The 25,750-nt window shown below is 72.5% G+C and carries 15 protein-coding genes and 1 pseudogene; 8 read left to right on the top strand and 8 right to left on the bottom strand.

Annotation, left to right across the window (positions count from 1 at the left end; genetic code table 11):
* The first annotated feature begins 219 nt into the window (after positions 1-219).
* Both ACWEF6_RS09985 and ACWEF6_RS09980 read left to right on the top strand, forming a co-directional pair.
* Positions 220-4,764 (top strand): HAMP domain-containing protein, encoded by a 4,545-nt coding sequence (locus tag ACWEF6_RS09985; protein ID WP_449682583.1) that lies wholly within the window; start codon positions 220-222, stop codon positions 4,762-4,764.
* Complete coding sequence (locus ACWEF6_RS09980) at positions 4,761-7,085, top strand: SpoIIE family protein phosphatase (protein ID WP_449682565.1); 2,325 nt, start codon at positions 4,761-4,763, stop codon at positions 7,083-7,085. The genes ACWEF6_RS09985 and ACWEF6_RS09980 overlap by 4 nt, the downstream gene beginning before the upstream one ends.
* 244 nt (positions 7,086-7,329) lie before the next feature.
* Here the strand turns inward: ACWEF6_RS09980 and ACWEF6_RS09975 are convergent, their stop codons facing one another.
* Both ACWEF6_RS09975 and ACWEF6_RS09970 read right to left on the bottom strand, forming a co-directional pair.
* Entirely contained in the window at positions 7,330-8,427 is a 1,098-nt protein-coding gene (locus ACWEF6_RS09975) for a calcium:proton antiporter (protein ID WP_449682564.1), read from the bottom strand.
* A gap of 51 nt (positions 8,428-8,478) precedes the next feature.
* Complete coding sequence (locus ACWEF6_RS09970) at positions 8,479-9,393, bottom strand: LysR family transcriptional regulator (protein WP_449682563.1); 915 nt, start codon at positions 9,391-9,393, stop codon at positions 8,479-8,481.
* A gap of 70 nt (positions 9,394-9,463) precedes the next feature.
* Between ACWEF6_RS09970 and ACWEF6_RS09965 the strand changes: the two genes are divergently transcribed.
* The 3 genes from ACWEF6_RS09965 (at position 9,464) to ACWEF6_RS09955 (ending at position 13,049) form a co-directional block, all read left to right on the top strand.
* Positions 9,464-11,197, top strand: a complete 1,734-nt coding sequence (locus tag ACWEF6_RS09965) for a pyruvate dehydrogenase (protein ID WP_449682562.1) — start codon at positions 9,464-9,466, stop codon at positions 11,195-11,197.
* Positions 11,198-11,307: 110 nt separating this feature from the next.
* Positions 11,308-12,291 (top strand): hypothetical protein, encoded by a 984-nt coding sequence (locus ACWEF6_RS09960; protein ID WP_449682561.1) that lies wholly within the window; start codon positions 11,308-11,310, stop codon positions 12,289-12,291.
* Positions 12,292-12,380: 89 nt separating this feature from the next.
* On the top strand, positions 12,381-13,049 hold the full coding sequence (locus ACWEF6_RS09955) for an HNH endonuclease family protein (protein ID WP_449682560.1): 669 nt from the start codon (positions 12,381-12,383) through the stop codon (positions 13,047-13,049).
* Here the strand turns inward: ACWEF6_RS09955 and ACWEF6_RS09950 are convergent.
* Positions 13,046-13,790: pseudogene (locus tag ACWEF6_RS09950) on the bottom strand (fructosamine kinase family protein). The gene ACWEF6_RS09955 and the pseudogene ACWEF6_RS09950 sit on opposite strands and share 4 nt — an antisense overlap.
* Positions 13,791-13,844: 54 nt before the next feature.
* On the opposite strand from ACWEF6_RS09950, the gene ACWEF6_RS09945 reads away from it, so the two are divergent.
* Complete coding sequence (locus ACWEF6_RS09945; RefSeq protein ID WP_449682559.1) at positions 13,845-14,201, top strand: MmcQ/YjbR family DNA-binding protein; 357 nt, start codon at positions 13,845-13,847, stop codon at positions 14,199-14,201.
* Here the strand turns inward: ACWEF6_RS09945 and ACWEF6_RS09940 are convergent.
* Both ACWEF6_RS09940 and ACWEF6_RS09935 read right to left on the bottom strand, forming a co-directional pair.
* Positions 14,126-14,956, bottom strand: coding sequence for a GNAT family N-acetyltransferase (locus ACWEF6_RS09940; protein ID WP_449682558.1), 831 nt, complete (start codon positions 14,954-14,956; stop codon positions 14,126-14,128). The two genes, ACWEF6_RS09945 and ACWEF6_RS09940, sit on opposite strands and share 76 nt — an antisense overlap.
* A gap of 77 nt (positions 14,957-15,033) precedes the next feature.
* Positions 15,034-17,100, bottom strand: coding sequence for a putative Ig domain-containing protein (locus ACWEF6_RS09935; RefSeq protein WP_449682582.1), 2,067 nt, complete (start codon positions 17,098-17,100; stop codon positions 15,034-15,036).
* A 197-nt stretch (positions 17,101-17,297) separates the two neighbouring features.
* Here ACWEF6_RS09935 and ACWEF6_RS09930 point away from each other — a divergent pair, with 197 nt between their 5' ends.
* A complete protein-coding gene (locus ACWEF6_RS09930; RefSeq protein ID WP_449682557.1) occupies positions 17,298-18,500 on the top strand; it encodes a phospholipase D-like domain-containing protein in 1,203 nt (400 codons plus the stop codon).
* Here ACWEF6_RS09930 and ACWEF6_RS09925 read toward each other — a convergent pair.
* A complete protein-coding gene (locus tag ACWEF6_RS09925; RefSeq protein WP_449682556.1) occupies positions 18,490-21,456 on the bottom strand; it encodes a BTAD domain-containing putative transcriptional regulator in 2,967 nt (988 codons plus the stop codon). The genes ACWEF6_RS09930 and ACWEF6_RS09925 overlap by 11 nt on opposite strands.
* A gap of 306 nt (positions 21,457-21,762) precedes the next feature.
* Between ACWEF6_RS09925 and ACWEF6_RS09920 the strand changes: the two genes are divergently transcribed.
* Positions 21,763-22,125, top strand: coding sequence for a DUF488 domain-containing protein (locus ACWEF6_RS09920; RefSeq protein ID WP_449682555.1), 363 nt, complete (start codon positions 21,763-21,765; stop codon positions 22,123-22,125).
* Between the two features lie 26 nt (positions 22,126-22,151).
* Here the strand turns inward: ACWEF6_RS09920 and ACWEF6_RS09915 are convergent, their stop codons facing one another.
* The gene (locus tag ACWEF6_RS09915; RefSeq protein WP_449682554.1) at positions 22,152-24,491 is read right to left on the bottom strand and encodes a glycoside hydrolase family 2 protein; all 2,340 of its coding nucleotides are present in this window, start codon (positions 24,489-24,491) and stop codon (positions 22,152-22,154) included.
* Between the two features lie 76 nt (positions 24,492-24,567).
* Positions 24,568-25,614: a LacI family DNA-binding transcriptional regulator gene (locus ACWEF6_RS09910; protein ID WP_449682553.1), complete on the bottom strand. Its 1,047-nt coding sequence runs from the start codon at positions 25,612-25,614 to the stop codon at positions 24,568-24,570.
* Positions 25,615-25,750 lie beyond the last annotated feature (136 nt).

Raw genomic sequence — 25,750 nt, 5'->3', positions numbered from 1 at the left:
GAGGCCCGGGACGGTGTTCAGCCGAACGGGTCAACGCGGCCGGATGGCCTGGGAGAGAAGGAAAGGCTTTCGAGCGCCGCCTGAGGAGCGCGCGCGGACACGGGCGCGGCTGGTTGCTCAACCGTTGCCGCTCAGCATAGTGCAGCTGCACTATGCTGAGCCATCCGGTGTGCACCGGAGCGGGACAACCGAAGAAACGGGTGGCGGATGAGCGGGGCAATGGTCGAGGGGACGCGCCCGGGTGCCAAAGTCGCAGGCGTGGGCGAGGCCGGGGAGCAGGAGCTGCGCCGGTTGCTGGCCGGGCTGACCGCCGTCCGGGACGGCGACTTCGGCATCCGGCTGCCCGGCGGGGCCGACGGCCTGCTCGGCGAGATCGCCACGGTCTTCAACGGCATGGCCGACCAGCTGTCGCTGTTCACCTCCGAGGTCACCCGCGTCGCCCGCGAGGTCGGCAGCGAGGGTCAGCTCGGCGGGCAGGCGAAGGTCCCCGGCGTGTCCGGCACGTGGAAGGACCTCACCGATTCGGTGAACGCCATGGCCGGTAACCTGACCACCCAGGTGCGGGACATCGCCCAGGTGGCGACCGCGGTGGCGAAGGGCGACCTGTCCCAGAAGATCGACGTCGACGCCCGCGGCGAGATCCTCGAGCTGAAGGACACCGTCAACACGATGGTGGACCAGCTGTCGTCGTTCGCCGACGAGGTCACCCGCGTCGCCCGCGAGGTCGGCAGCGAGGGCCGGCTCGGCGGCCAGGCCCAGGTGCCCGGCGTCGGCGGCGTCTGGCGCGACCTCACCGATTCCGTGAACTTCATGGCCGGCAACCTGACCGACCAGGTCCGCAACATCGCCCAGGTGACGACCGCGGTGGCGAAGGGCGACCTCTCCCAGAAGATCACCGTCGACGCCCGGGGCGAGATCCTCGAGCTCAAGAACACGATCAACACGATGGTGGACCAGCTGTCGTCGTTCGCCGACGAGGTCACCCGCGTCGCGCGCGAAGTCGGCACCGAAGGACGGCTCGGCGGCCAGGCCGACGTCAAGGGCGTCTCGGGCACCTGGCGCGACCTCACCGACTCGGTGAACTTCATGGCCGGCAACCTGACCGACCAGGTCCGCAACATCGCCCAGGTCGCCACCGCGGTGGCGAAGGGCGACCTGTCGCAGAAGATCAACGTCACGGCCCGCGGCGAGGTCCTGGAGTTGAAAGACACGCTGAACACGATGGTCGACCAGCTGTCCGCGTTCGCGGACGAGGTCACCCGGGTGGCGCGCGAGGTCGGTACCGAGGGACGGCTGGGCGGCCAGGCCGACGTCAAGGGCGTCTCCGGCACCTGGAAGGACCTCACCGAGTCGGTCAACGTCATGGCCGACAACCTCACCGCTCAGGTCCGCTCGATCGCCCAGGTCACGACGGCGGTCGCCCGCGGCGACCTGTCCCAGAAGATCCGGGTCGACGCCCGCGGCGAGATCCTCGAGCTGAAGGACACCATCAACACGATGGTGGACCAGCTGTCCGCGTTCGCGGACGAGGTCACCCGCGTCGCCCGCGAGGTCGGCACCGAGGGCAACCTCGGCGGCCAGGCGACCGTCCGCGGCGTGTCGGGGACGTGGAAGAACCTCACCGACAACGTCAACGTCATGGCGTCCAACCTGACCGGCCAGGTCCGCTCGATCGCGCAGGTCGCCACCGCGGTCGCGCGCGGCGACCTGTCGGGCAAGATCACCGTGGAGGCCAAGGGCGAGGTCGCGGCCCTGGCCGACGTCATCAACACGATGGTCGACACGCTCTCGGCGTTCGCGGACGAGGTCACCCGCGTCGCCCGCGAGGTCGGCACCGAGGGCATGCTCGGCGGGCAGGCGCGGGTGCCGAACGTGGCCGGCACCTGGAAGGACCTCACCGACAACGTCAACTCGATGGCGAACAACCTCACCGGGCAGGTCCGCAACATCGCCCAGGTGACCACCGCCGTCGCCCAGGGCGACCTGACCCGCAAGATCGACGTCGACGCCCGCGGCGAGATCCTCGAGCTCAAGACCACCATCAACACGATGGTCGACCAGCTCTCGGCGTTCGCCGCGGAGGTCACCCGCGTGGCGCGCGAGGTCGGCAGCGAAGGCCGCCTCGGCGGCCAAGCCGAGGTCGAAGGCGTCTCCGGGACCTGGAAGCGGCTGACCGAGAACGTCAACGAGCTGGCCGGGAACCTCACCCGGCAGGTCCGCGCGATCGCCGAGGTGACCAGCGCGGTCGCCGAGGGCGACCTGACCCGCTCGATCACCGTCGACGCCTCCGGCGAGGTCGCCGAGCTCAAGGACAACATCAACTCGATGGTCGAGTCGCTGCGCGAAACCACGCGGGCGAACCAGGAACAGGACTGGCTCAAGTCCAACCTGGCCACCATCACCGGGCTGATGCAGGGCCGCCGCGACCTCGCCGTCGTCGCGGCCGCGGTGATGGACGAGCTCGTCCCGCTGGTCAACGCCCAGTACGGCGCGTTCTACCTGGCCGACGACACCGCCGAGGTGCCCGAGCTGCGGCTCGTCGGCGCGTACGGCCACCCGGACGACGGGGACGGCCCGGCGGTCCGGTTCCGGGTCGGGCAGTCGCTGGTCGGGCAGGCCGCCCGCAGCCGCCGGGCGATCGCGGTCGACGACGTCCCGCCCGGCTACGCCACCATCTCCTCCGGGCTCGGCCGCACCGCGCCGGCCAGCCTGATCGTGCTGCCGATCGTGGTCGAGGACCAGGTGCTCGGCGTCATCGAACTCGCCTCGGTGCACGGCTTCACGACGGTGCACCGCGCGTTCCTCGAACTGCTGATGGAGCAGATCGGCGTCAACGTCAACAGCATCGTCGCCAACGCCCGCACCGACGAACTGCTCGGCGAATCCCAGCGGCTGACCGCGGAACTGCAGGCCCGCTCGGAGGAACTCCAGGCGCGGCAGGAGGAACTCCAGTCCTCGAACGCCGAGCTGGAGGAGAAAGCGGCCCTGCTGGTCACGCAGAACCGCGACATCGAGACGAAGAACCTGGAGATCGAGCAGGCCCGGCAGGAGCTGGAGGCCCGCGCCCAGCAGCTGACGCTGGCGTCGAAGTACAAGTCGGAGTTCCTGGCCAACATGAGCCACGAGCTGCGCACCCCGCTCAACAGCCTGCTCATCCTCGCCCAGCTGCTCGCGCAGAACCCGACCCGCAACCTGACCGCGAAGCAGGTCGAATACGCGGGGATCATCCACTCCGCGGGTTCGGACCTGCTGCAGCTGATCAACGACATCCTCGACCTGTCGAAGGTCGAGGCCGGGAAGATGGACGTCACCCCGGAGCAGGTGTCGCTGCGCCAGCTCATCGACTACGTCGAGGCGACGTTCCGGCCGATGACCTCCCAGCGCAACCTGGACTTCCGGATCAGCGTCGCGCCCGGCTCGCCCCCCGAGCTGCTCACCGACGACTCGCGGCTGCGGCAGGTGCTGCGGAACCTGCTGTCCAACGCGGTCAAGTTCACCGAGGTCGGCCTGATCGAGCTGCACATCGAGCCGGTGGACCCCGAGCGGCTGCCCCGGCCGCTGCGGGTGCACGGCCCCGCCGTCGCCTTCCGGGTCACCGACACCGGCATCGGGATCGCCGAGCACCAGCTCGAATCGATCTTCGGCGCGTTCCAGCAGGCCGACGGCACGACCAGCCGCAAGTACGGCGGCACCGGGCTCGGCCTGTCCATCAGCCGCGAGATCGCGCAACTGCTCGGGGGTGTGATCACCGCCGAAAGCACCCTGGGCGAGGGCAGCACCTTCACCTTCGCGTTGCCGGTCGCGCGCCCGGACTTCGCGCCGCTGCCGGCGGGGGAGCACCCCGGCACCGTCGTCGTGACCACCGAGCCCGGTGCCCCCGCCGCGGCGTCGGGCCCGCGGGCGTACCGGCGGCTGCTGGTCGTCGAGGAACGCCAGCACGGGCTGCTGACGCTCGTCGCCGAAAGCGCGGCCGCGGATCTGTCCGACAGCCGGGACATCGGCCTCTCGCCCGCCGACGTCGAAGTCGTGACGGCGGTCGGCACGCAGGAGGCGGCCGCCGCGCTCGCCACCGACGCCTACCACTGCGTGGTGCTCGACCTGGACCTGCCGGAGCGGACCGCGTTCACCTTCCTCGACGCGATGGAGGGCGACAGCGCGCTGCGGCTGGTCCCGGTGCTCGCGCACAACAGCCGGCGGCTCGACGGCGAACTCGAACAGCTGGTGCAGTCCCGCGCGGACATGCAGTCCCTGGAAGTGCTGTCCGGACTGGACGAGCTGCGCGAGCGGATCGCGCTGCACCTGTCGGCGGAGGAGCCCGGCGCGGTGCTGCCGCTGGTCCGCCCCGACGAGCCGGCCGCGCCGGTGCGCGCGGCGGACGTCGACACGACGCTGGCCGGGCGGACGGTGCTGATCGTCGACGACGACCCGCGCAACGTCTACGCGCTGACCGGGATCCTCGAGCTGCACGGCATGCAGGTACTGCACGCCGAAGACGGCCGCAAGGGGGTCGAGACGGTGGCGTCGCACCCCGGCATCGACCTGATCCTGATGGACGTGATGATGCCGGAGATGGACGGCTACACCGCGACCGCGAAGATCCGCGCGATGCCGGAGCACGCCGGGATCCCGATCGTGGCGGTGACGGCGAAGGCGATGCCGGGCGACCGGGAGAAGAGCCTCGCCTCCGGGGCGACCGACTACGTCACGAAACCGGTGGACGCCGACGACCTGATCACCCGCATCAAGCGGCACGTGACGGCGTGATCGGCGACGAGCGGCCGGTTTCCGACGTCCCGGCCAACCTCGCGCGGCTGGCCGACACCGTCGCCCGCCTGCGCAGCGAAATCGACCACGCGCACGCCGTCGCCGACGGCCGCGCGCTGATCGAGCTCGCCAAGGGCGTGCTGATGGAACGCCTGCAGTGCGCGCCGGCCGACGCGGCGCGGCAGCTGGAGACCCTGGCCGGGCGCGCCGGGATGACGCCGCTGGAGTTCGCCGCGGACATCGTCGGCGAGGCGGCCGCGGACCGGGTGACCGAGGTGGCGCAGGAGTTCCTGGCCCGCGCCGACGACTCCGGCGACTCGGTCGCGGTTCGGCTGCGGACCGCGGAGAGCGGTGTGCTCGCGGCGGGGGACACCCAGCGCGTGGCGGAGTCCATTTTGGACCATGCGCTGCGGCCGCTGGGCGCGACCGCGGTCGCGGTGTGGCTCGCCGGGTCCGACGGGTCGCTGACGCTGGCCGGCTCCGCCGGGTTCTCGGCCGAGGAGGCGGCGCGCTGGCGGTACGTCCCGCCGGGCGTGGCGACGCCCGCCCGCACCGCGCTGCTCGAGCGCGACACCGTCTGGTGCCCGACGCTCGCCGCGGCCGGCCTGCCGTCGATCGGGCAGCACAGCTTGGCCGGGGGCGGCCGGGTGACGGTGCCGACCGGCACCGGCGGGCGCATCATCGGCGTCGTCGAGATGTGCTGGCCCGACCCGCTGCCCGCGGAACCGGGCCGGCAGCGCCGCCAGCTGGAGGCCCTGGCCGAACTGTGCGCGTACACGCTGGACACGCGGGAGCTCCCGCCGGCGGGCGACGTGCTCGGCGAGCTGGTGGACTTCATCGACGGCCTGTACGACCCGGCCGTGCTGCTGACGCCGTGCCTGGACGGCGGTGACTTCCGCATCCACCACGCGAACGTCCGGTTCGCCGACCCGGGCGGGCGGCCGCGCAGCCGGATCGTCGGCACCCGGTTGCTGGAGACGTACCCGCTGGCCGCGGAGGAAAGCGGGCTGCTCGACAAGATCCAGCGCGTCTACGCCACCGGCGAGCCGTTCCGGGCCGACAGCGTCGCGATCACCACCCTGGTCGACCAGGTGCCGCTGACCGTCCTCACCGACGTCAGCGTCACGCGCTTCGCCGGGAACGTGCTGCTGATCCTGCGCATCCAGGACGACGCGGCGAAGCTCGCGGTGCTGTTGCAGCACGCCCAGCGGCTCGGGCGGATCGGCGGCTTCGAGGAGAACGTCGTCACCAGGGCGATCACCTGGAACATCGAGCTGTTCGCGCTGTACGGCCTGCCGCCGAACGCGTCGCCTCTGTCGCTGCACAACCTGGCCGAGCACGCGCACCCCGACGACGCCGGGGCGATCGGCCGGTTCCTGCGGGCGGTGCTGCACCACAAGCGGCCGTCGTCGACGGCGTTCCGGCTGCAGCGCTCCGACGGCGTCGCCCGGCACATCCGGGTGGTCGCCGAGCCGGTCGTCGACGGTCGCGGCGAGCTGGTCGCGGTCCGCGGCGCCTACCAGGACGTTTCGTCGCAGCACTGGACCGAGGTGGCGCTGGCCGCGACGCGGGACAGGCTGGCCGAGACCGAGCAGCAGGCGATCGAGCGCAACCGGCTGGCGTTGCAGCTGCAGCACGCGATCATGCCGCCGGCCAAGGGCCCGATCGACATGCCGGGCCTGCGCGCGGCCGTCCGCTACCGGCCGGCGGAGAAGGAGCACCTGGTCGGCGGCGACTGGTACGACGCGGTCGCGTTGCCGACGGGCGAGGTCCTGCTGTGCGTCGGCGACGTCGCCGGCCACGGCATCGACGCGGCGACGGGCATGGTGAGCCTCCGCAACGCCCTGCGCGGCCTCGCGGCGACCGGCGCCGGCCCGGCCCAGTTGCTGACGTGGCTGAACCTGGTGGCCTACCATCTGACCGACCACGTGACGGCCACCGCGGTGACGGCGGTGTACGACCCGGCGCACCGCAAGCTGCGCTGGGCCCGGGCGGGCCACCTGCCCCCGATCGTCCGCCACCGCGACGGAACGGCGACGACCCTGCCCCTGATCCGCGGCTCGCTGCTGGGCGCGGTCCGCGACGTCGTGTACGAGGAGGACGAGCTCCAGCTCGCGGAGGGCGACATCCTGCTGATCTACACGGACGGCCTGATCGAGCGGCGCGACCGCCCGGTCCAGGATTCGGTGTCCCGCCTGGTCACCTTGGTCCACGGCCACGACGGCGGCCTCGAGCACCAGCTGGACAGGTTGCTGACGTACAGCACCGCGGACACCGACGACGACACCTGCGTGGTCGGCATCGAGGTCACCACCGCCTGACCCGAGATACGTCTTCAATCACGCGAGTTACGCCCCCAATCACGTGAGATACGCCTTCAATCACGCGAGTTACGCCCCCAATCACGTGAGATACGCCTTCAATTACGCCAGGCGCGTCTCTGATCACGGAGATGCCCTTTGTCGCCTTGGCATCGGCCGTGATCAGGCCCGTATCTCGCGTGACTGGGCACGTCACCCGCGTGATTGAAGGCGGAACTCGCGTGATCAGGGGCGTGACACCGGGTCAGGGGTTGATGGCCAGAACCAGGAAGCCGGCCAGCAGGACCAGGTGGACGCCGCCCTGGAGGCGGGTGGCGCGGCCGGGGACGACCGTCAGGACGCTCACCACCACCGTCAGCGCCAGCAGGACGATCTGCGTCGAACCGAGGCCGAGCAGGAGCTGGCCGGGCAGCCAGACCGACGCCAGCGCGATGGCCGGGATGGTCAGGCCGATGCTCGCGATCGCCGAGCCGTAGGCCAGGTTGAGGCTGATCTGCATCCGGTCGCGCTGGGCTGCGCGCACGGCGGCCAGGGTTTCCGGCAGGAGGACCAGCAGGGCGATCACCACGCCCACGAACGACTGCGGGAACCCGGCCGCGCGCACGCCGGCTTCGATGGCCGGGGACTCGACCTTCGCCAGGCCGACCACCGCGATCAGCGCCACGAGCAGCAGCGCCAGGCTGCCCAGGGCCGCGCGGTTGGACGGCGGTTCGGCGTGGTCGTCCTCCTTGACCGCGCCGTCGGCCGCCACCGGGAGGAAGAAGTCGCGGTGCCGGACCGTCTGCGTCAGCACGAACGTGCCGTACAGCACCAGGGAGGCCAGCGCCGCGAAGGTCAGCTGGGTGGGGGAAAACGCCGGGCCCGGCGTGCTGGAGGTGAACGCCGGGAGCACCAGGCTGAGCGTGGCCAGGGTCGCGACCGTCGCCAGTGCGGCGCCGCTGCCTTCGGAGTTGAACAGCGTCGAGCCGTACCGGCGGGCGCCGACCAGCAGGGAGATGCCGACGATGCCGTTGGTCGTGATCATCACGGCGGCGAACACCGTGTCCCGCGCGAGCGAGCCCGCTTCCGGGCCGCCCGACACCATCATCGTGACGATCAGCGCGACCTCGATGACCGTGACCGCGACCGCGAGCACCAGCGAGCCGAACGGTTCACCCACCCGGTGGGCGACGACCTCCGCGTGGTGCACCGCGGCCAGCACGGTCGCCCCGAGCGCGACGGCGACGACCCCGACGAAGACCGGGCCGAGGTCGCGGCCCCAGGTGAGCGCCAGCACGAGCACGCCGACCACCGGGGTGACGGAGGTCCAGGACAGCAGGAAGGATCTCAGCGCGGCGACCATGCCTCCACCCTGTCACACCGGCGGGGATCCCGCGGGCCCGTACGGCCCTTCTCACATCGTCCCTTGTGGACGGTCGAGGTCGGGTGCCACCAGCCGCGGGGCCGTTTCGACGACGTGCCGGCGGAAGGTTTCGCTCAGTGGTGGGAGGTTCCGGCCCGCCGCCCACGCGAGGCCGATGTCGCGGGCAGCGTCCACATCGGTCAGTTCGAGGTGCGGCGCCGGGAACGCCGCCGTGTGCGGCAGTGGCACCACGGACACGCCGAGCCCGGCGGTGACGAGGCCGCGCAGCGTCTCCACCTCGTCGCCTTCGAAGCCGATGCGCGGGACGAACCCGGCTTCGGCGCACAGCCGCTCGGTCGTCTCGCGCAGCGCGTAGCCCGGGCGCAGGAGGATGAACGTCTCGTCGGCGACGTCGGCGAGGCGCACCCGCCCTCGCCCGGCGAGCCGGTGGCGCGGCGGGACCGCGAGCCGCAGTGGTTCGACGAGCAGCCGCGACCAGTGCAGCTGGGGGTGCCCGGGGTCGCCGCTGGTGATGACCAGGTCCGCCGTGCCCTCGAGGAGCTCGGCTTCGAGGCCGGCCTCGCCGTGCTGCCGCAGCTCGAACCGGGCGCTCGGGTGCTCGCCGAGGAAGCCGCTCAGCACCGCGGGCACCAGCCAGGTGCCGAACGTGTGCAGGAATGCCAGCGGGACGACCCCGGTGTCCGGCGCGACGATCTCGCCGACTTCGCGCAGGCCCTGGTCGAGCTGGTCGAGCACGAGGTCGACGTGCCGCTTGAAGGCGTGCCCGGCCGGCGTCAGCCGCAGCACCCGTCCGGACCGGCGGAACAGGTCGGCGCCGGCGTCGCGCTCGAGCCGCCGCAGGGCCCGCGACAGCGCGGGCTGGGTGAGGTGCGCCCGCACGGCGGTCTCGGTGACGGTGGCGCCGGCCGCGACCTCCCGGAAGAGCCGCAGCGTCTGGACGTCCATGCCGACAGTGTATGGAATTTCAGCCAATCAGGCATTGGACGCATCGATCATCCGGGGCCACCCTGGAGGTATGGCTACCGTGGCAGAACAACTGGTCAGGACCCTGCGCGACGCCGGGGTCGAGCGCATCTACGGCATCGTCGGGGACAGCCTGAACCCGATCGTCGACGCGGTCCGCCGCACCGACGGCATCGAGTGGGTCCACGTCCGCCACGAGGAGACGGCCGCGTTCGCCGCCGCGGCCGAAGCGCAGGTCACCGGCAAGCTCGCCGTCTGCGCGGGCAGCTGCGGGCCGGGCAACCTGCACCTGGTCAACGGCCTGTTCGACGCCCACCGGTCGGGCGCGCCGGTGCTCGCGATCGCGTCGCACATCCCGTCGAACCAGATCGGCACCGGCTTCTTCCAGGAGACCCACCCGGATCGGCTCTTCGCCGAATGCAGCCACTTCAGCGAGGTCGTCGCGGACCCGGCGCAGCTGCCGCGGCTGCTGCGGATCGCCACGCAGGCCGCCGTCGGCCGGGGCGGCGTCGCGGTGCTGACCATCCCGGGCGACCTCGCCGACCGCAAGGCCACCGGCCCGCTGACCGAGCGCCTCCCGCTGGTGACGCCGTCGCCCGCGGTGCCGCCGGCCGAGGTCGTGCGGGAGCTGGCGGACCTGCTGAACTCCGGCGAGAAGGTGATGCTGTTCGCCGGCGCGGGCGTCCGCGGCGCGCACGAGGAGGTGATGGCGCTGGCGGAGAAGCTCGCCGCGCCGGTCGGGCACTCGCTCGGCGGCAAGGAATGGATCCAGTACGACAACCCGTTCGACGTCGGCATGAGCGGCCTGCTCGGCTACGGCGCCTGCTACGACGCGATGCACGAGGCCGACCGGATCGTGCTGCTGGGCACCGACTTCCCGTACGACAACTTCCTCCCGCAGGCGCACACGATCCAGGTCGACCACGACGCCTCGCGCCTCGGCCGCCGCACGCCGCTGGACCTGGCCGTGCACGGCGACGTGAAGGAAACGCTGCGGGCCCTGCTCCCGCTGCTGCGGCCCCGGACCGGCCGCGTGTTCCTCGACCGGATGCTGCGCGAGCACGTGCGGAAGCTGGAGAAGGTCGTCGGCGCGTACACGACGAAGATCGAGCACCGCCGCCCGATCCACCCGGAGTACGTCGCTTCGGTGCTCGACGAGGTCGCCGCGGACGACGCGGTGTTCACCGTCGACACCGGCATGGGCAACGTCTGGGCCGCGCGCTACCTGACGCCGAACGGCCGCCGCCGCGTGCTGGGTTCGTTCCGGCACGGCAGCATGGCGAACGCGCTGCCGCACGCGATCGGCGCCCAGCTGTCCCAGCCGGGCCGCCAGGTGGTGTCGCTGTCGGGCGACGGCGGGCTCGCGATGCTGATGGGCGACCTGCTGACGCTCCCGGCGTACGACGTCCCGGTGAAGGTGGTGGTGTTCAACAACGCCACGCTGGGCATGGTGAAGCTGGAGATGCTGGTCGACGGCCTCCCGGACTTCGGCACCGACCACGCTCCGGTCGACTTCGCGGCGATCGCCGCGGCCTGCGGCGTGTTCTCGGAGCGCGTCGAGGACCCGGACGACGTGCGCGGCGCGCTGGAGAAGGCGTTCGCCCACCCGGGGCCGGCGGTGGTCGAGGTGGTGACGGACCCGAACGCGCTGTCGATCCCGCCGAGGATCACGGGGGAGATGGTGCGCGGATTCGCGCTGGGCGCGACGAAGACGGTGCTCAACGGGGGTGTCGGCAAGATGGTCGACCTGGCGCGGGCCAACCTGCGCAACACCCCGCGGCCCTAGCGGTCCACTGTGGACCTTCCCGGCGCACCCCTCCTGGCTACGCACGGTGGTGATCGACCACTCGTTCGGCTGCTGGGGGAGGGGCGGGGTTGCCTCCTACCGTCGAGGGAGTGCTCGCCGTAGGCGTCGTGGGAGGTGTGACCGGCGTGCTCGTGGCCCTCCAGAGAACCGGCGAAGACCGGCCGCTCCCCCCGGCGGCGGAGCACCTGGTGGCGTTGCTGCGATCGTGGGGCCCGGGCCCGCAGCACCTGACGGGGCTGGCACTGGCGGGCATCACGCTGCAGAGCCGGCTCGGCCCGCGGCGGGTGGACGCCCTGGTGTTCACCCGCAGCGGAGTGGTGGTGATCGCGGCCCACGAGCCGGGGCCGGCGGAGTGGCCAGGCCCGGGAGACCGCACCGGAGCCGCGGTGGCGGCGGCGCGGGGCGCCCTGGCCGGCCACGAAGGCGGCCGGCACGTGACGGGCCTGGTCGCGGTCGTCCCGCCGGCGGAACCGCGGGCTGCGGGCGAGCCGGAGTTGCGGCTGGGCGAGTGGGCGGCGGTCCGGCAGGCGAGCGGACCCGAGCCGGCCGCCGGGGACGGGGCGATGGCTGTCCCGCCCGAGCGGGACAGCCGCGCACGGGAAGCCGAACGACCGAACGCCGCCCCTCCCGACCTCCGCTGGCCCGAGCCGTACCCGGTGCCCAACGTCGCCGTCGTGCTCGCCGAGCCTCGGGGCCTGCGGCGGATCATCGCCCAGCACAACCGGTGGCGGACCGTCTGGTCGGCCGACGACGTCCTCGACGCCTGTTACGCCCTTTCCCTCGCACACCTCGCCCCGCCGCGGGCCGCACTCATCGCCGACGGGTTCCCCGCCCGCCTTCCCGTTCTCGACCGGCTTCCGGACCTGCCCGCCGTCATCCCCGTGCCGCCCGAACCGCCGCCGGTGGCCGAGGACGACCTCGATGCGTGGACCCCGCCCGTGCGGGTCAGCGTCTTCCCGCGGCAGCGGCCGATCCGGGACGTCCCCTGGGGCCTGCTCTTCGTGCTCACCGTGCTCGTCGTGGTCGGGGTGGTGGCCGCCGTCTTCGTCGCTCGGGTCTTCCACGGATCTTGACCCGTTCGGATCGCGCCAACTAGGCCATCTGCACCGTTTCCCCCTCGCACCCGCTGGGCACCTCCCGGTAGCTGTGAAAGGGGTTCACGATGCCGCGCACCCGAGCGCTTGTCCTTCTCGCCGTCCTCGCCGGTTCGTCGCTCACCGGCTGCAAGCTCGCCGACGAGCTGGCCTCCGGCGCCGGTCCGGTCACCCAGGCGCCCGGCACGGTCGCCGCCCCGCGGATCGCCCCCGCCGAGGCGCGCACCGAGCTGGCCGCCCTGAAGGTCGCCGTGCGCGGAACCATGGACGGCTACAGCCGGGACGAGTTCCCGCACTGGGACAAGGTCGACGCGAACTGCGACGTCCGGGAGCAGGTCCTCAAACGGGACGGCAAGGACGTCAAGACCGACGCGCAGTGCGCCGCGAAGTCCGGCACCTGGGTCAGCCCCTACGACGGCGAGACCTGGCACAAGGCGTCCGATCTGGACATCGACCACATGGTCCCGCTCGGGCAGGCCTGGATCAGCGGCGCCAAGAGCTGGACGCGGGAGCGGCGCGAGCAGTTCGCGAACGACCTCGTCCGCCCGCAGCTGAAAGCGGTCACCGACAACCTCAACGAGCAGAAGAGCGACAAGGCCCCGGACGCCTGGAAGCCGCCGCTCGTGTCCTACTGGTGCGCCTACGCCACCGACTGGATCGTCGTGAAGCGCAACTACGGCCTGACCATCACGGTCCCGGAGCAGAAGGCGCTGGAGACCATGCTGGACCACTGTTAGAACGACCGGGCCGCCGCCACCGCCTGGTCCGCATAGGACTGTCCGAAGAGGACGGTGTGGACCAGCAGCGGGAACAGCTGGTGCAGCCCGATCCGGTCGCGCCAGCCGGTCGCCAGGGGCGCCGCCTCGGCGTAAGCGGCGACGACGCGGTCGAGGTGCGGGCAGCCGAACAGGTGCAGCATCGCGAGGTCCGTCTCGCGGTGCCCGCCGTGGGCGGCCGGGTCGATCAGCCACGCCTCGCGCCCGTCCCACAGCACGTTGCCGTTCCAGAGGTCGCCGTGCAGCCGCGCGGGCGGCTCGGCCGACGCCGGGAGCCGCCCGCAGGCCCGCTCGAACAACGCCGCTTCGGACGCACCGAACGTCCCCGCGTCCATCGCCAGCCGAACGTAGGGCAGCACCCGGTCCGCCGCGTACCAGGACACCCAGTCCTCCGCCGGGACGTTGGCCATCGGTGCCCGGCCGATCCACGCGTCCGCCGGGCCGTCGGGCGGCGGTGCGCCGAACGCCGGCGCGCCCGCGGCGTGCAACCCGGCCAGCCCCGCGGCCGAAGCGTTCCGCCGCCGCGGCCGACGGGCGTCCGGCGGGGACCCGGTCGATGACGAGCCGGTCCTGGTCGTGGCTGCGCACGACGGGCACCGGCACCGTGCCCGCCGCGGCCAGCCAGCGCAGGCCCGCCACCTCGGCGGCCGTCGCGCCGGGTGCGTGGCCTCGCTTGACGAACACCTCGCCGGAGTCGGTCATGTCCGGCACGGTACCGGCGCGCTACGGTGGTCGCCGGAGACAGGGGGACAGACGGTGGCGGTGCCGGTCAAGAAGTTCGAACAGCTGCTCGGGACGCTGGCGGAGGTCCAGCGCTCGGAAGCGCGCGACTACTCGTCGTTCAGCGTGCGCGGCAAGCGGTTCGGCTACTTCTGGCCGCGGACCCGGACCGTCGGCCTCAAGCAGACCGTCTCCGAGCAGCTGGCGCTGGTCTCGGAGCGCCCGGACGTCTTCGAGGTCCAGTTCACCGCCGGCGGCTTCGGCTGGGTGGTCGTCTACCTGGACGGCGTCGACGCCGACGAACTCGCCGAGCTCCTCTACGAGGCCTGGCGGCTCTCGGCCCCGGAGGAGCTCGCCGCGGAGGTGCCCTTCACCAGGATCGCCCGCGCGTAGAGCAGGTCGAACCCCTGCCGCTGCACGTTCTGGTGGGACTTCGACCCGGGCTGCGTGGTGACGACGGCGAGGTCGCACCCGGCCTCGGCGGCCGCCGCGAGCCGGGCCCGCAGCAACGCCGTCTGCACCCCGCGACGCCGGTGCGCCGGCAGCGTCGCCGCGCCGCTGAACTGCGCGATCCCGTCGGTGACGCGGAAGCTCGCGCCCCCGGCGAACTCGCCGTCCCGGGTCGCCAGGTAGCGCCGCACCCCGGCCATGTCCCGCAGGGCGTTCACGAGCAGGTCGTGGGGGAAGTCCTCGTGCGCGGGCAAGCCTTGTCCGTCGTCCACGGCGGACGCTTCGGCCACCGCGGACAGCCAGGTCTCGAGCTCGTCGTCGCGGCAGGCCCGGACGTCGCCGGGAAACCCGGTGTCGCCGATCCGCCGCCCGAGCACGTTCTCGTACGACTCCAGGCGGTAGCCACGCGCGGTCAGCATCGCCCCGACCGCCGAGTCGGCGAGCTGCGAAAGCTCGACCTGCACCGGCACGCCCCGTTCGGCGAACGCCGCCTCGATCTCCGCGAGCGCGGCGGGATCGGGCAGCCCGGCGAAGCCGAGCCCGGCGACCTTGGTGAACGGCGACCCGGCTTCGGCGAAGGTCGCGACACCCCCGGCGAGCGGGCGCGTGAAGCCGCGGCCGTCCCCGAGCCGGGCGCGGGCGGCGTCGCAACAGGCGGCGACGAACCGCACCTCCGCACGTTCGATGCGCGCCGCCATGCCGACATCACAGAAGAGCCGTTCCCCGTCCACGTCCCCACAGTGGCGGACGCGGACGGGGAACTCCAACCGGTTTTTCAGCCCTCGACGCGGTGCGAAGCCCAGAACGACGTCAGGTCGGTCGACCCGGCCGCCGCCTGTGCCGCGGCCTTGAACTCCGCCGTCGTCGACACGCCGTACCAGTGCGACTGCGCGTACGACTTGAGCAGGTTCGCCATCGCCGTGTCGCCGATCAGCCGCCGCAGGTCGTGCAGGGTGCACTTGCCGTAGTTGTAGACGACCGTGGAGTACCGGGACGAATGCGCGTCCCAATAGGCCATCGAGTTGGTCAGCTTCTCCGCGCTCGACTGCCAGGTGATGCCGCAGCCGCTGCCGGTGATCCCGCGGTAGAGGTCGGTGGCGTAGTCGGTGAAGCTCTCGTCCAGCCACGGCGAGGTGTACTCGTCGTCGCCGACGATCCCGTAGAACCACTGGTGCGCGAGCTCGTGCGGCAGGGCCACGTTCGACACCAGGTCCATCACGAAGCCCGGGTACTCCATGCCGCCGAACCAGAAGTTGTTGTCCAGCACCACGTCGACCTCACCGTACGGGTAGTCGCCGAAGCGGCCCGAGTGGACGTCGATGGCGTCGGCGGCCAGCGATAACATCGAGTTGGCGCTGCTGGTGGAGATCCCGCTGACCGAGTAGACGTTGACCCGCACGCCCTTGCCGGACGTCGTGGTGATCTTCGCGAACGGCCCGGCGGCCCACGCGAAGTCCCGCACCTTCGGAGCCACCGCGTGCGTGGTGGTCGTGGTGCCGCTGGTCGTCTCGGTCGAGGTGCCGGTGGCCGGGGTCAGCAGCGACGTCGGGTGCACGAGGGTGACGTCGAAGTCGCTGATCACCGTGTAGAACGACTCGCCGTTGTTCGTGTACGGGTCGAGGTGCCAGCCCGCGCCGTCGCGGACGGCGAGCACCGGCAGCGCGTTGCCGATCATATTGAACGCGCCGTCGTGGCCGAACCGGTCGGCGCCGCTGGGCACGACGATCTTCAGGTCGAACCCGATGGTCGCGGACTGGCCCTGGGCCAGGGGCGCGGGCAGCGTGATCTTCAGGGCCGTGCAGTTCACGCTCAGCGCGGACGCCGTGCCGCCGGTGACGTTGGTGACCGTGATCGGCGTCGTCGGGCAGGCGCCGTGGTAGTTGTCCCAGAGCCGCAGGTACACCTCGGGCAGCGCGGTCGCGGAGCCGTTCGTGAAGCTGACGCTCTGGTGCCCGGTCCACGTGTCGCCCGCGGTGTTCGACGTCAGGTTCACCGTGTACGCCGGATTGACCGGCGTGCGCGTCGAGTCCGCGGGAGCGGCCGAGATCGTCCAGCTGAAGGTGGTGCTGCCGCTGTTGCCGGCCGGGTCCTTCGCCGTCACGGTCACCGAGGACGTGCCCGCGGTCGCCGGCGTGCCGGTGATCTTGCCGGTGCTCGCGCCGATCGCGAGGCCGGCGGGCAGGCCGGTGGCGCTGTAGGTGAGCGCGTCACCCTGCGGGTCGCTCGCCTGGATCTGGAGCGACGCGGCCTGGCCGACGGCGCCGGTCTGGGCGCCCGGCGAGGTGACGACCGGCGACTGCGCGGACCCGGTGGTGGTCAGCGCGAAGTCGTCGAGGACGAAGTTGGTGGCCAGGCTGGAGTCCTCGGTGCCGGTGAGCTTCAGCGTCACCGTCTGGCCGAGGTAGCGGGAGACGTCCACGGTGCGCTGGACGTAGCCGGTGTTCTTGTCCAGGTTCGAATAGGTGGCCAGGGTGTCGGTCCCCGCCTGCACCACCAGCCTGTCGTACTTCGTGCTGGTGGTCGTCTCCTTGGTGTCGATGTGCTGCCACCACGAGAGCGTCGCCGACGCGCAGCCGGCGGGCAGCGTCAGCGACTGGGACAGGGTGTCGGTGTGCGTGCTGCCGGTGCCGTCCAGGCGGGCGAGCACCGTGCCGCCGTGCGCGGGTTGCGCGGTGGTGGCCGCGGTGATGACGCCGCTGGTCTGGGTCCACGGCGTGGTGCCGCTTTCGAACCCGCCGTTGCCGACGATCTGGTCGCCGCAGACCGCGGCGGCCTCGGCCGGCGTGGCGACGGCGACGGTGCCCAGCAGGCCGATGGCCACGCCGAGCACGGCAGGAAGCACCCTCGATCTCATGGAGGTCGTCCTTTCCCGGCTCCGCCCGTGGGAGCCAGGAGAAGCGTCCTCTGCGCCCCGGATGGGCGGAACCCGCCAAGAGTCGGGTTCCGTGCCGCTTTCGTCGTGTATGCACGGCAACGTCCGGGTGTACGGATCTTGTACGCCGCATTGCGAGCTTGGGGGCATCCGACCGGGAGGAAGACATGACCCCCAAGTTCAAGGCGCTCACCGTCGCCGTCGGCGCGCTGCTCGCGCTGGCCGGCAGCGGGATCGCCCAGGCCGCGCCGACGGCGGCCGCCGAGGCGACCGGCATGGAAGCGATCTTCAACAACCCGCCCGAGAACGGCGATCGCGACCACTCCATCGAGACGCGGCTGGTCCAGCTGACCAACGGCACCCCGGCCGGTGCCGAGATCCACATCTCCCTCTTCAGCTGGACGCGGCCGGCGCTGGCCGAGGCGGTGAAGGCGGCGCAGGCCCGCGGCGTCAAGGTGCGGATCGCGCTCGACGGCGCCGCGGACGACGACCCGGCGAACACCGCGATGCCGATCCTCAAGTCCGCCGGGCTCACCCAGCTCGTCTTCTGCGGCACCGGCGGCGACAACACCGGGTGCATCGCCCACGACGGCAGCCCGCACTCGATCAACCACGACAAGCTGTGGATGTTCTCCGAGACCGAGGGCAAGAAGGACGTCGTCGTCATCGGCTCGTACAACCTGACCACGGTGCAGGGCAACATGTTCAACAACGCTCTGCTGACGTACGGCGACCCCGATCTGTACGGCTTCTACCTCGGCCACATGCAGAAGATGCTGGCGCAGAAGAAGAACAACGACTACTTCGACGACGCCGGCTACCACAAGACGCTGACCACGATGGTCACCAGCTACCTCTCGCCGCGCGCGGACTCCCGTGGTGGCGCCTCCGAGGAGTTCGCCACCGACACGTGGGCGCAGCTGCTGAAGTACATCACCAAGTACGAAGCCGGCTGCTCGCTCAACGTCGTGCAGGCCAACATCGCCGACTCGCGCACCCCGGTCGTCACCGAGCTGGCGCGCATCGCGAAGCTGGGCTGCAAGGTCCGGATCGTCTACGACGACCTGGGCACCGCGGCACTGGCCGCGCTCAAGGGCAAGGCGAACATCACGCTCAAGAAATTCAGCACGACCGTGAACGACCGCGAGATCACCGTGCATTCGAAGTACATGCTCTACACGGGCAACTACAGCGAGAAGAGCGGCCGGCAGCTCGTTTTCACCGGCTCGCACAACATCTCCGGCGCGGCCCTGCGCGACAACGACGAAATCCTGATCAAGGTCGAGAACGCGGCGATCAGCGCGGCCTACCAGGACAACTTCGGCACCATCCTGGCCCGCGCGAAGTGCACGGCCCCGGCTACCTGCTGAGCACGCGGGCGGCTCGCGTTTCCAGGGGCCGGTAGCCGGCCTGGGTGGCGAGCTTGATCGCCGCTTCGCCGTGGGTGTGCGCCACTTCGGTGTCACCCACGGCGAACGCCGCTTCGGCGAGGCCGGTCAGCGCTGCGGCTTCGCACCACGTGAAGCTCGTTTCGCGGGCGACGTCCAATGCTGCCGTCAGATGCTTCACCGCTTCAGCGGGGCGGTCGAGCCGGAGGCACGTTTCGCCGAGCGCGGCCAGCGCGGACGCTTCGGTGCCGCGGTCGCCGATGCGGCGGGTCAGCTCGACGGCGTCGGCCGCGTCCGTCAGGGCCCGGGTGGCGTCGCCCGCCCGGGCCTCCATGACCGCCCGGCCGGACAGCGCCGCCGCTTCGCCGTACTGGTAGCCGAGTTCCCGGTTGGCGGTGAGGGCTCGCTCGTAGAATTCGGCCGCGACGGCGTGGCCGAGGTCGCGGTGGACGTGCCCGAGGTCGACCAGCAGCACGGCGACGCTGAACCGCGCGTCGTCGCGTTCGGCGATCTCGAGGGCACGGGCGAAGTGGCCGAGCGCGGCGTCGAAGTCGCCGACCTGCCCGCAGGCGAACCCGAGGTTGGCCAGCGCCATCGTGATGCCCGGCATGGCCGTTTCTTCGCACAGCCGCAACGCTTCCAGGCCGCACGCGATCGCCTCGTGCGCGTCGCCGAGGCGCTGGAGCACGGCGCTGAGGTTGTTGAGGGCGGCAGCGCGCCCCGGCGGCCAGTCCGCTGCCAGCCCGTCGGACAGGACCGTCGTCAGGTGCGCGCGGGCGTCGGCGTAGCGGCCGCTGTTGACCCCGGCGAGCGCGATGGACAGCCGCATCGCCGCCTGCGCCTGCCGGTCGCCGTCGGCCTGGGCGGCGGTCAACGCCGTCGTGGCCGTCTCGATCCATTCCGCGTGGTGGCCGCGGTGGTGGAAGAAGGCCCGGAGCGCGTCGGCCAGGTGCCAGGCGTACTCGCGCGGGCCGTGTGCCGCCGCGTGCTCGACGGCGGCGGCGAGGTTCGGCCACTCCGTGTCCAGCCAGGCCAGCGCGTCTTCGGTGCCCTCGAACGCCGGTTCCGGATCGGGCCGGGGGAGCCGGAGGAAGTGGGGGATCAGCAGGCGGCCCGCGGCGTCGGCGGTGGCCAGGTAGTGCTCGAACAGCCGCCGCCGGGCCGCGTCCGCGTCGGTGGCGGTGTCGTCGGCCGCGACCCGCCCGCCCGCGTAGCTGCGCAGCAGGTCGTGGAAGCGGTAGCGGCCGGGTAAGTGCCGTTCGACGAGGTTGGCCGCGGCGAGGGCCTTGAGTTGCCGGCCGGCGTGTCCTTCGGTGACGGCGGCGAGCCGCGCGGCGACCGGTGCGGTGAACGTCTGGCCCGGCACGAGGGCGAGCCGCCGGAACAGGAGGCGGTGCCCGGCGGGCAAGGCCCGGTAGGACACGGAGAACGCCGTTGTGACCGCGCTTTCCTCGGCGCCGTCGACGCTCAGGCCGGCCAGGGGGTCGCCGTCGGCGAGTTCGCGGGCCAGCTCGGCGATACCCGAGACCTCGCCGAGGTTCGCCGCGGCCAGCCGGAGGGCGAGGGGCAGGTGCCCGCACAGCCGGGCCAGTTCCGCCGCCGCGGCCGGTTCGGCGGCGACCGCGGGTGGCCCGAGCACGGTTTCCAGCAGCTGCCGGGAATCCTCGGCCGGTAGCACGGAGAGCGGGACGGCTCGCGCGCCGGTGCGCGCGATGAGGTCGCCGAGCCGCTGGCGGCTGGTGATCAGCACCGTGCCGGACGGCGGCAGCAGCGGTGTCACCTGGGCGCTGTCGCGGGCGTTGTCGAGCAGGACGAGGACCTGCCGGTCGGCCAGCAGGGAACGCCAGAGCGCCGTGCGGCCGTCCGGGTCCGGCGGGATGGCCCGCGGGTCGGTGCCCAGCGCCCGCAGCAGCTGCGCGGCCGCGACGGCCGGGGTGAGCGGCTCGTGGTCGGGGTCGAATCCGCGCAGGTCGAGGTAGAGCTGGCCGTCACCGAAGCGGTCGCGGACGCGGTGTGCCCAGCGGACGGCGAGGGCGGTTTTGCCGACGCCGGCGGTGCCGGTGACCACGCGGATGTCGGCGCCGGGGCCGGGCTCGGCCGGTTCGTCGAGCCGGGCGAGCTCGGCGGCGCGGCCGGTGAAGCCGCGGACGTCGTGGGGCAGCTGGGCCGGGCGGACCGGTTCGGGTGCCGGCTCCGGCGCGGCGTCGAGGGCCGGGTCGGCGGCGAGGATCGCGGCTTCGAGACGGGTCAGCTCGGGGGAGGGGTCGAGGCCGAGTTCGGTGACGAGCCGGGCGCGCAGGCTGCGGAAGGCGGCGAGGGCGTCGTCGGTGCGGCCCTCGCGGTGCAGGGCGAGCATGAGCTGGCCGACGAACCGCTGCCGCAGCGGGTGCGCGGCGACCAGCGTGGTCAGTTCGGCGAGCACGTCGCGCCCGCGGCCGAGCCGCAGCTGCGCGTCGATGCGGTCTTCCAGCGCGCTCCAGCGGGCTTCGGTCAACCCGGCGAGCAGCAGCTCGGCGACTGCGCCCGACGCGGCCCCGGCGAGCGCGTCACCCCGCCAGAGGGCGAGGGCCTCGTCGAACAGTTCGACGGCGGTCTCGTCGGCCGCCGCGCGGGCCCGGTGGGTGAGGGCGGTGAAGCGGTGGGCGTCGACGGTGTCCGGGTCGGCACGCAGGACGTACCCGTGGTCTTCGGTGACGAGCTCGGGGCCGCCGGTGGCGCGGAACACCGCGCGCAGGCGGGAGATCAGCGCCTGGACGGTGCCACGCGCGCTGGCCGGGGGATCGTCGGGCCAGAGCCGGTCGACGAGGCTTTCGACGGTGACCGGCCGCGGCGTCTCGAGCAGCAGGACGGCGAGGACCAGGCGCTGCTTGCGGGAGCCGAGATCGACCGGGTCGCCGTCCGCCGTCGCCTCGACGGCGCCGAGGAGGCGGAACTCCACCCGGTCACCTCCACTCACCTGATCGGGGGTGCAAGCGTACTGCAAGCGTGGTGCAGGCCCGGTCCGCCATCCTGGCGGGGCCGCAGGACATGCTCCCGACGATGTCCACGGCCGGCTCGGGCGCCGGGGAACCGGCGGATTCGGCTGTCGTCGTCCCACGGGCGGCACGAGCTGGGGGTAGGACCACCACGGCGATCCCTCCACGGTCGCCGTGGTGGCCCTTTGTCCGTTCGCTGCCCGGGGCAGCGGCCGCCCGATGCGGTAGCTCCGGTGGCGGCCCGCGTGCTCCCGACGCAGAATGCGCGCATGCAGCCGACGGTCGTCCGGGTGGCGCGCCTGGCCGACCCGGCCGGGCCCGCCGACGGCGTCCGCGTGCTCGTCGAACGGCTCTGGCCCCGCGGCACGGCCCGGACGGCGGTGGTCCTCGACGGCTGGTACCGCGGCCTGGCCCCGTCCGACGAGCTGCGCACCTGGTACGGCCACGATCCCGAGCGGTTCGCGGAGTTCGCCGAGCGTTACCGGGCAGAGCTGCGCGAGCCCGATCGGGTGGCGGCCTTGGATCGCCTCCGCGCGTTGGCCGGCGACGGCCCGGTGACCCTGCTGACGGCGAGCGGGTCCCCCTCGATCAGCCAGGCCGCCGTGCTGGCGGCGGTGCTCACCGGCGAGTGAGCCGTGTCGTCCGTCGGGGGACAGCCTCAGGGGCGCGTTCCGGTGGTCGCCACGCGGACCGTCGCCGTGGCCGAGCCGAGCTTCTCGTGGCGGGCCGTCAACGCGAGCGTCCCCGGCTGTCCCGCGAACGGCCGCAGCCACACCGCGGCCGCTCCGCCCGTCGCCCCGAGGTCGAGCTCCGGATCGCCGACCAGCTCACCCGGGCCGGTCAGCGTCAGCCGCACCCGGCCGGTCGTCCCCGCGCGCACGGTCCCGAAGCGGTCCACCGCCGCCACCACCACGCGGGTGGCGTCACTGCCGTCCGCGCGCAGCTCCGGATCGTCGGGCACGCAGCTGAGCACGTCCGACCCGCGATCCCCGCTGAACCGGCGGCTGAGGACCAGCCGCTCACCGACGTAGCCGTCGATGCGCAGCTGCGGCCGCCGTCCCTTCGGTACCACCAGGTCGACGGCGAACGGCGGGTACCGCAGGTGCGGGAACTCCGCGCGCCGGCTGCGGGCCGCGCCCACCGGCCGGTCGTCGAGGAACAGCAGCAGGCGGTCGCAGTTGGACCAGATCGTCACCCCCGCCCCGGGCCCGGCCGGCTGGGCCGTGAAGTCCCACGCGAAACCGGGTTCGACGACGGCGCGCACCCGCGGGTCGCCCTGCGAGGCGTAGAAGGCCGCGGCCGGCTTGGGAATCCGGAAGATGTCGGACACCCCGGCGTACTTCACCCCGTCGACCGACCGCTGCCAGGCCGACGGGTAGTCGAACGCGCACCAGGCGAGCAGCCCGCAGTAGCGGTCGTCGGCGGCGGCGAGGTCGTGGGCCTTCGCGTGCAGTTCCGCCTGCTGCCGGGCCGCCGGGAAGTCGCTGCGCCGGTAGGCCCGGGCCCCGGCGAGCGTGCCGATCGACTCCGTCACCAGGTACGGCACCCCCGGCCGCGGCGGGCGCAGCCGGAACGGCGCCCCGCGCCGGGCGGTGTAGTCGTTGTAGGCCAGGATTTCGACGTCGCTGCCGGCGAACCGCCCGAGCGTGGTGCTGGCCAGCGCGCCGCTCGTCGGCCGGGACGGGTCGAGCTGCCGCGCGACCCGGCCGGTCCGCTGGTACATCGCGGTCGTGCCGTTCGCCTCGTTCACCCGCGTGCCCCACACGATGACGCTCGGGTGGTTGCGGTCGCGCACGACCATGCCTTCGACGTCCGCCAGGTTCCGCCGCTGCCAGGCGTCGTCCCCGACGTGGCCCCAGCCCGGGATCTCCTCCCAGACCAGCAGGCCGAGCTCGTCGCAGGCGTCGAGGAACGCGCTCGACTGCGGGTAGTGCGAGCAGCGGACCATCGTGCAGTTCAGTTCGCGGCGCAGGATCTCGGCGTCCCGGCGCTGCACGCGGTCCGGCATCGCACCGCCGGCGAAGGGGTACCACTGGTGGCGGTTGAGGCCGAACAGCTTGAGCCGCCGTCCGTTGAGGAAGAAGCCCTCGGTGGTGAACCGCGCGTCGCGGAAGCCGGTGCGCACGACCCGCTGGTCGAGGGCGCGCTTTCCGGACTGGACCGTCACCACGACGTCGCACAGGGCGGGATCCTCGACGTCCCAGAGCCGCACCGCCTCGAGCCCGCCGACGTCGAACTCGACCGTCGTCCCGCGGACCGCCGCGGAAGCGGTGGCGAGTTCGCGGCCCGCTTGCCGCACCGACGCGGTCACCTGCCCCACGACCGGCGCGTCGAGCGTGCACGTCAGGTGCAGCGACCGGCCGGGGGAGAGCACGTCGACGGGCCGGGCGAAGACGTCGGCCAGCCGGATCCGCGGCACCTCGCCGACCGTGGCCGGGCGGTAGATCCCGGCCGGCTGGTAGAAGTCGATCACCGACGGCCCGCCGCGCGGCAGGTTCGGCGGCACGTCCAGCGCCCACCGCCCGTCGACGACCACGGCGAGCACGTTGTCCCCGGTCACGACGTCCGGCAGGGCCACCTCGAAGGGCAGGTAGCCGCCTTCGTGGGTGGCGACGAGCCGGCCGTTGAGGTGCACCTCGGCGTTCGTCATGACGCCGTCGAAGCGGGCGGTGTGGCGGCCGGTCGCGGAGCCGGTGAAGTGCTTGCGGTAGACCCACCGGTCCTGCCAGGACGCCGGATCCCACCCGGTCCACGAAAGCGGCGTCACGCAGTGGGGGAGCTGCACCGGCGAAAGGTCGATCTCGTCGAAGCCGAGCTCGGTGCAGCCGTCGTCGTACCGCCCGAACAGCCAGAAATCCCCCAGCCGCACGCTGTCCGGCCCGGACGCGGCATGCCCGGCCGACCCGGCGACAACGCCGAGCAACGCGGCACCACCGGCGGCGAGGAACCCACGCCGGGACAGCCGTGGCGGCGAGCCGGCCAGCTCGGTATCGGACACAGACGACCTCCGTGCTCGGGCTCCCCTGGGGTATCGCTTGTGGCCGGTAAGACGTCACAAACGATCAGCGGGTTGCTCAGCGCAGGGTCGAGGCGCGGACCACCAGCTCCGGGGTGAACACGACTTTCCGGTGTTCGTGGCCGGTTTCGGACGACTCCGCGAGCAGCAGCTCCACGGCCGTGCGGCCCAGGCGCCGCCTCGGCTGGCGGACCGAGGTCAACGGGACCGCGGCCGCCGCCGCGAACTCGATGTCGTCGTAGCCCACGATCGCCAGGTCGTGCGGGACGCTCATGCGGAGGTTCGCGCACGTCTGGAGCAGGCCGAGGGCGACCAGGTCGTTCGCGCAGAACGCCGCGGTCGGGCGGACCGACGCCGGGAGGCCCGCCAGGCGCTCGCCCGCGCCTCGGCCGTCCGCCACCGTCAGGGCCGTCGTCGTCAGGTCGACCAGGTGGTCCGGGCCGAGGCCGGCCGCCTCCAACGCGCGCAACGCGCCCTTCCGGCGGTCGCGGACCTGGCCGACCGACGTGTGGTTGCCGATGAAGGCGATCCGCTCGTGGCCCTGCTCGAGCAGGTGGCGCACGGCGATCTCGCCGCCGTAGACGTCGTCGACCGCGACCGAGCAGTGCGTCGTGCCTTCCGGCGTGCGGTCGACGACGACCACCGGCGTGCCGCGGCGCGCGATCTCGCCCAGCAGCGGGGCGTCCGGGTCGACCGGCGTGATGAGGACACCCTGGACGCGCTGCTGTTCCAGGCGCCCGAGGTAGGCCGCCTCCCGCGACGGCTGGTGCGCGCTGTTGCACAGGAAGAGGGACAGGTCGCCCTCGCCCGCAGCGTCTGCTGCGTCTTCCATGCCGGCCGCGACGTCGGTGAAGAACGGGTTGCTGCCGTCGAGCATCACGTAGGCCAGCACCCGGCTGCGCCCGGCCCGCAGCTGCCGCGCGGATTCGTTGCGCACGAAGCGGAGCTCGGCCATCGCGGCCTCGACCCGGGCCCGGGTCGCCGGGCTGACCCGGTCGGGCCGGTTGAGCACATTGGACACCGTGCCGAGGGACACGCCGGCGGCTGCCGCGACTTCCTTCATGCCCGCCGCGCGGGGCTCGGCACCGGGCTCCCTGACCACCATCGCAACCCCCTCTTTGAAACGTAACATCACCGCGAAGGGCCTGGTGCAGACACGTTTGGCCACGCCTTCGCCGATGCATTGACTTCTCGTTCCGTCGCATAGTAGCTTCACCGCACCAGATTTGTGAAACCTTTCA

The sequence above is a fragment of the Amycolatopsis sp. NPDC004772 genome, assembly GCF_053601215.1.
The sequence above is the reverse complement of the archived record's forward strand: the minus strand, read 5'-3'. Positions and strand labels throughout refer to the sequence as shown.

Excerpts from the sequence above, each read along its gene's own strand:
- ACWEF6_RS09975 (WP_449682564.1), bottom strand. The coding sequence starts at position 8,427 with ATGGTCGCCGCGCTGAGATCCTTCCTGCTGTCCTGGACCTCCGTCACC.
- ACWEF6_RS09910 (WP_449682553.1), bottom strand. The coding sequence starts at position 25,614 with ATGGTGGTCAGGGAGCCCGGTGCCGAGCCCCGCGCGGCGGGCATGAAG.
- ACWEF6_RS09985 (WP_449682583.1), top strand. The coding sequence starts at position 220 with ATGGTCGAGGGGACGCGCCCGGGTGCCAAAGTCGCAGGCGTGGGCGAG.
- ACWEF6_RS09965 (WP_449682562.1), top strand. The coding sequence starts at position 9,464 with ATGGCTACCGTGGCAGAACAACTGGTCAGGACCCTGCGCGACGCCGGG.
- ACWEF6_RS09920 (WP_449682555.1), top strand. The coding sequence starts at position 21,763 with ATGCAGCCGACGGTCGTCCGGGTGGCGCGCCTGGCCGACCCGGCCGGG.
- ACWEF6_RS09970 (WP_449682563.1), bottom strand. The coding sequence starts at position 9,393 with ATGGACGTCCAGACGCTGCGGCTCTTCCGGGAGGTCGCGGCCGGCGCC.
- ACWEF6_RS09955 (WP_449682560.1), top strand. The coding sequence starts at position 12,381 with ATGCCGCGCACCCGAGCGCTTGTCCTTCTCGCCGTCCTCGCCGGTTCG.
- ACWEF6_RS09930 (WP_449682557.1), top strand. The coding sequence starts at position 17,298 with ATGACCCCCAAGTTCAAGGCGCTCACCGTCGCCGTCGGCGCGCTGCTC.
- ACWEF6_RS09940 (WP_449682558.1), bottom strand. The coding sequence starts at position 14,956 with ATGGCGGCGCGCATCGAACGTGCGGAGGTGCGGTTCGTCGCCGCCTGT.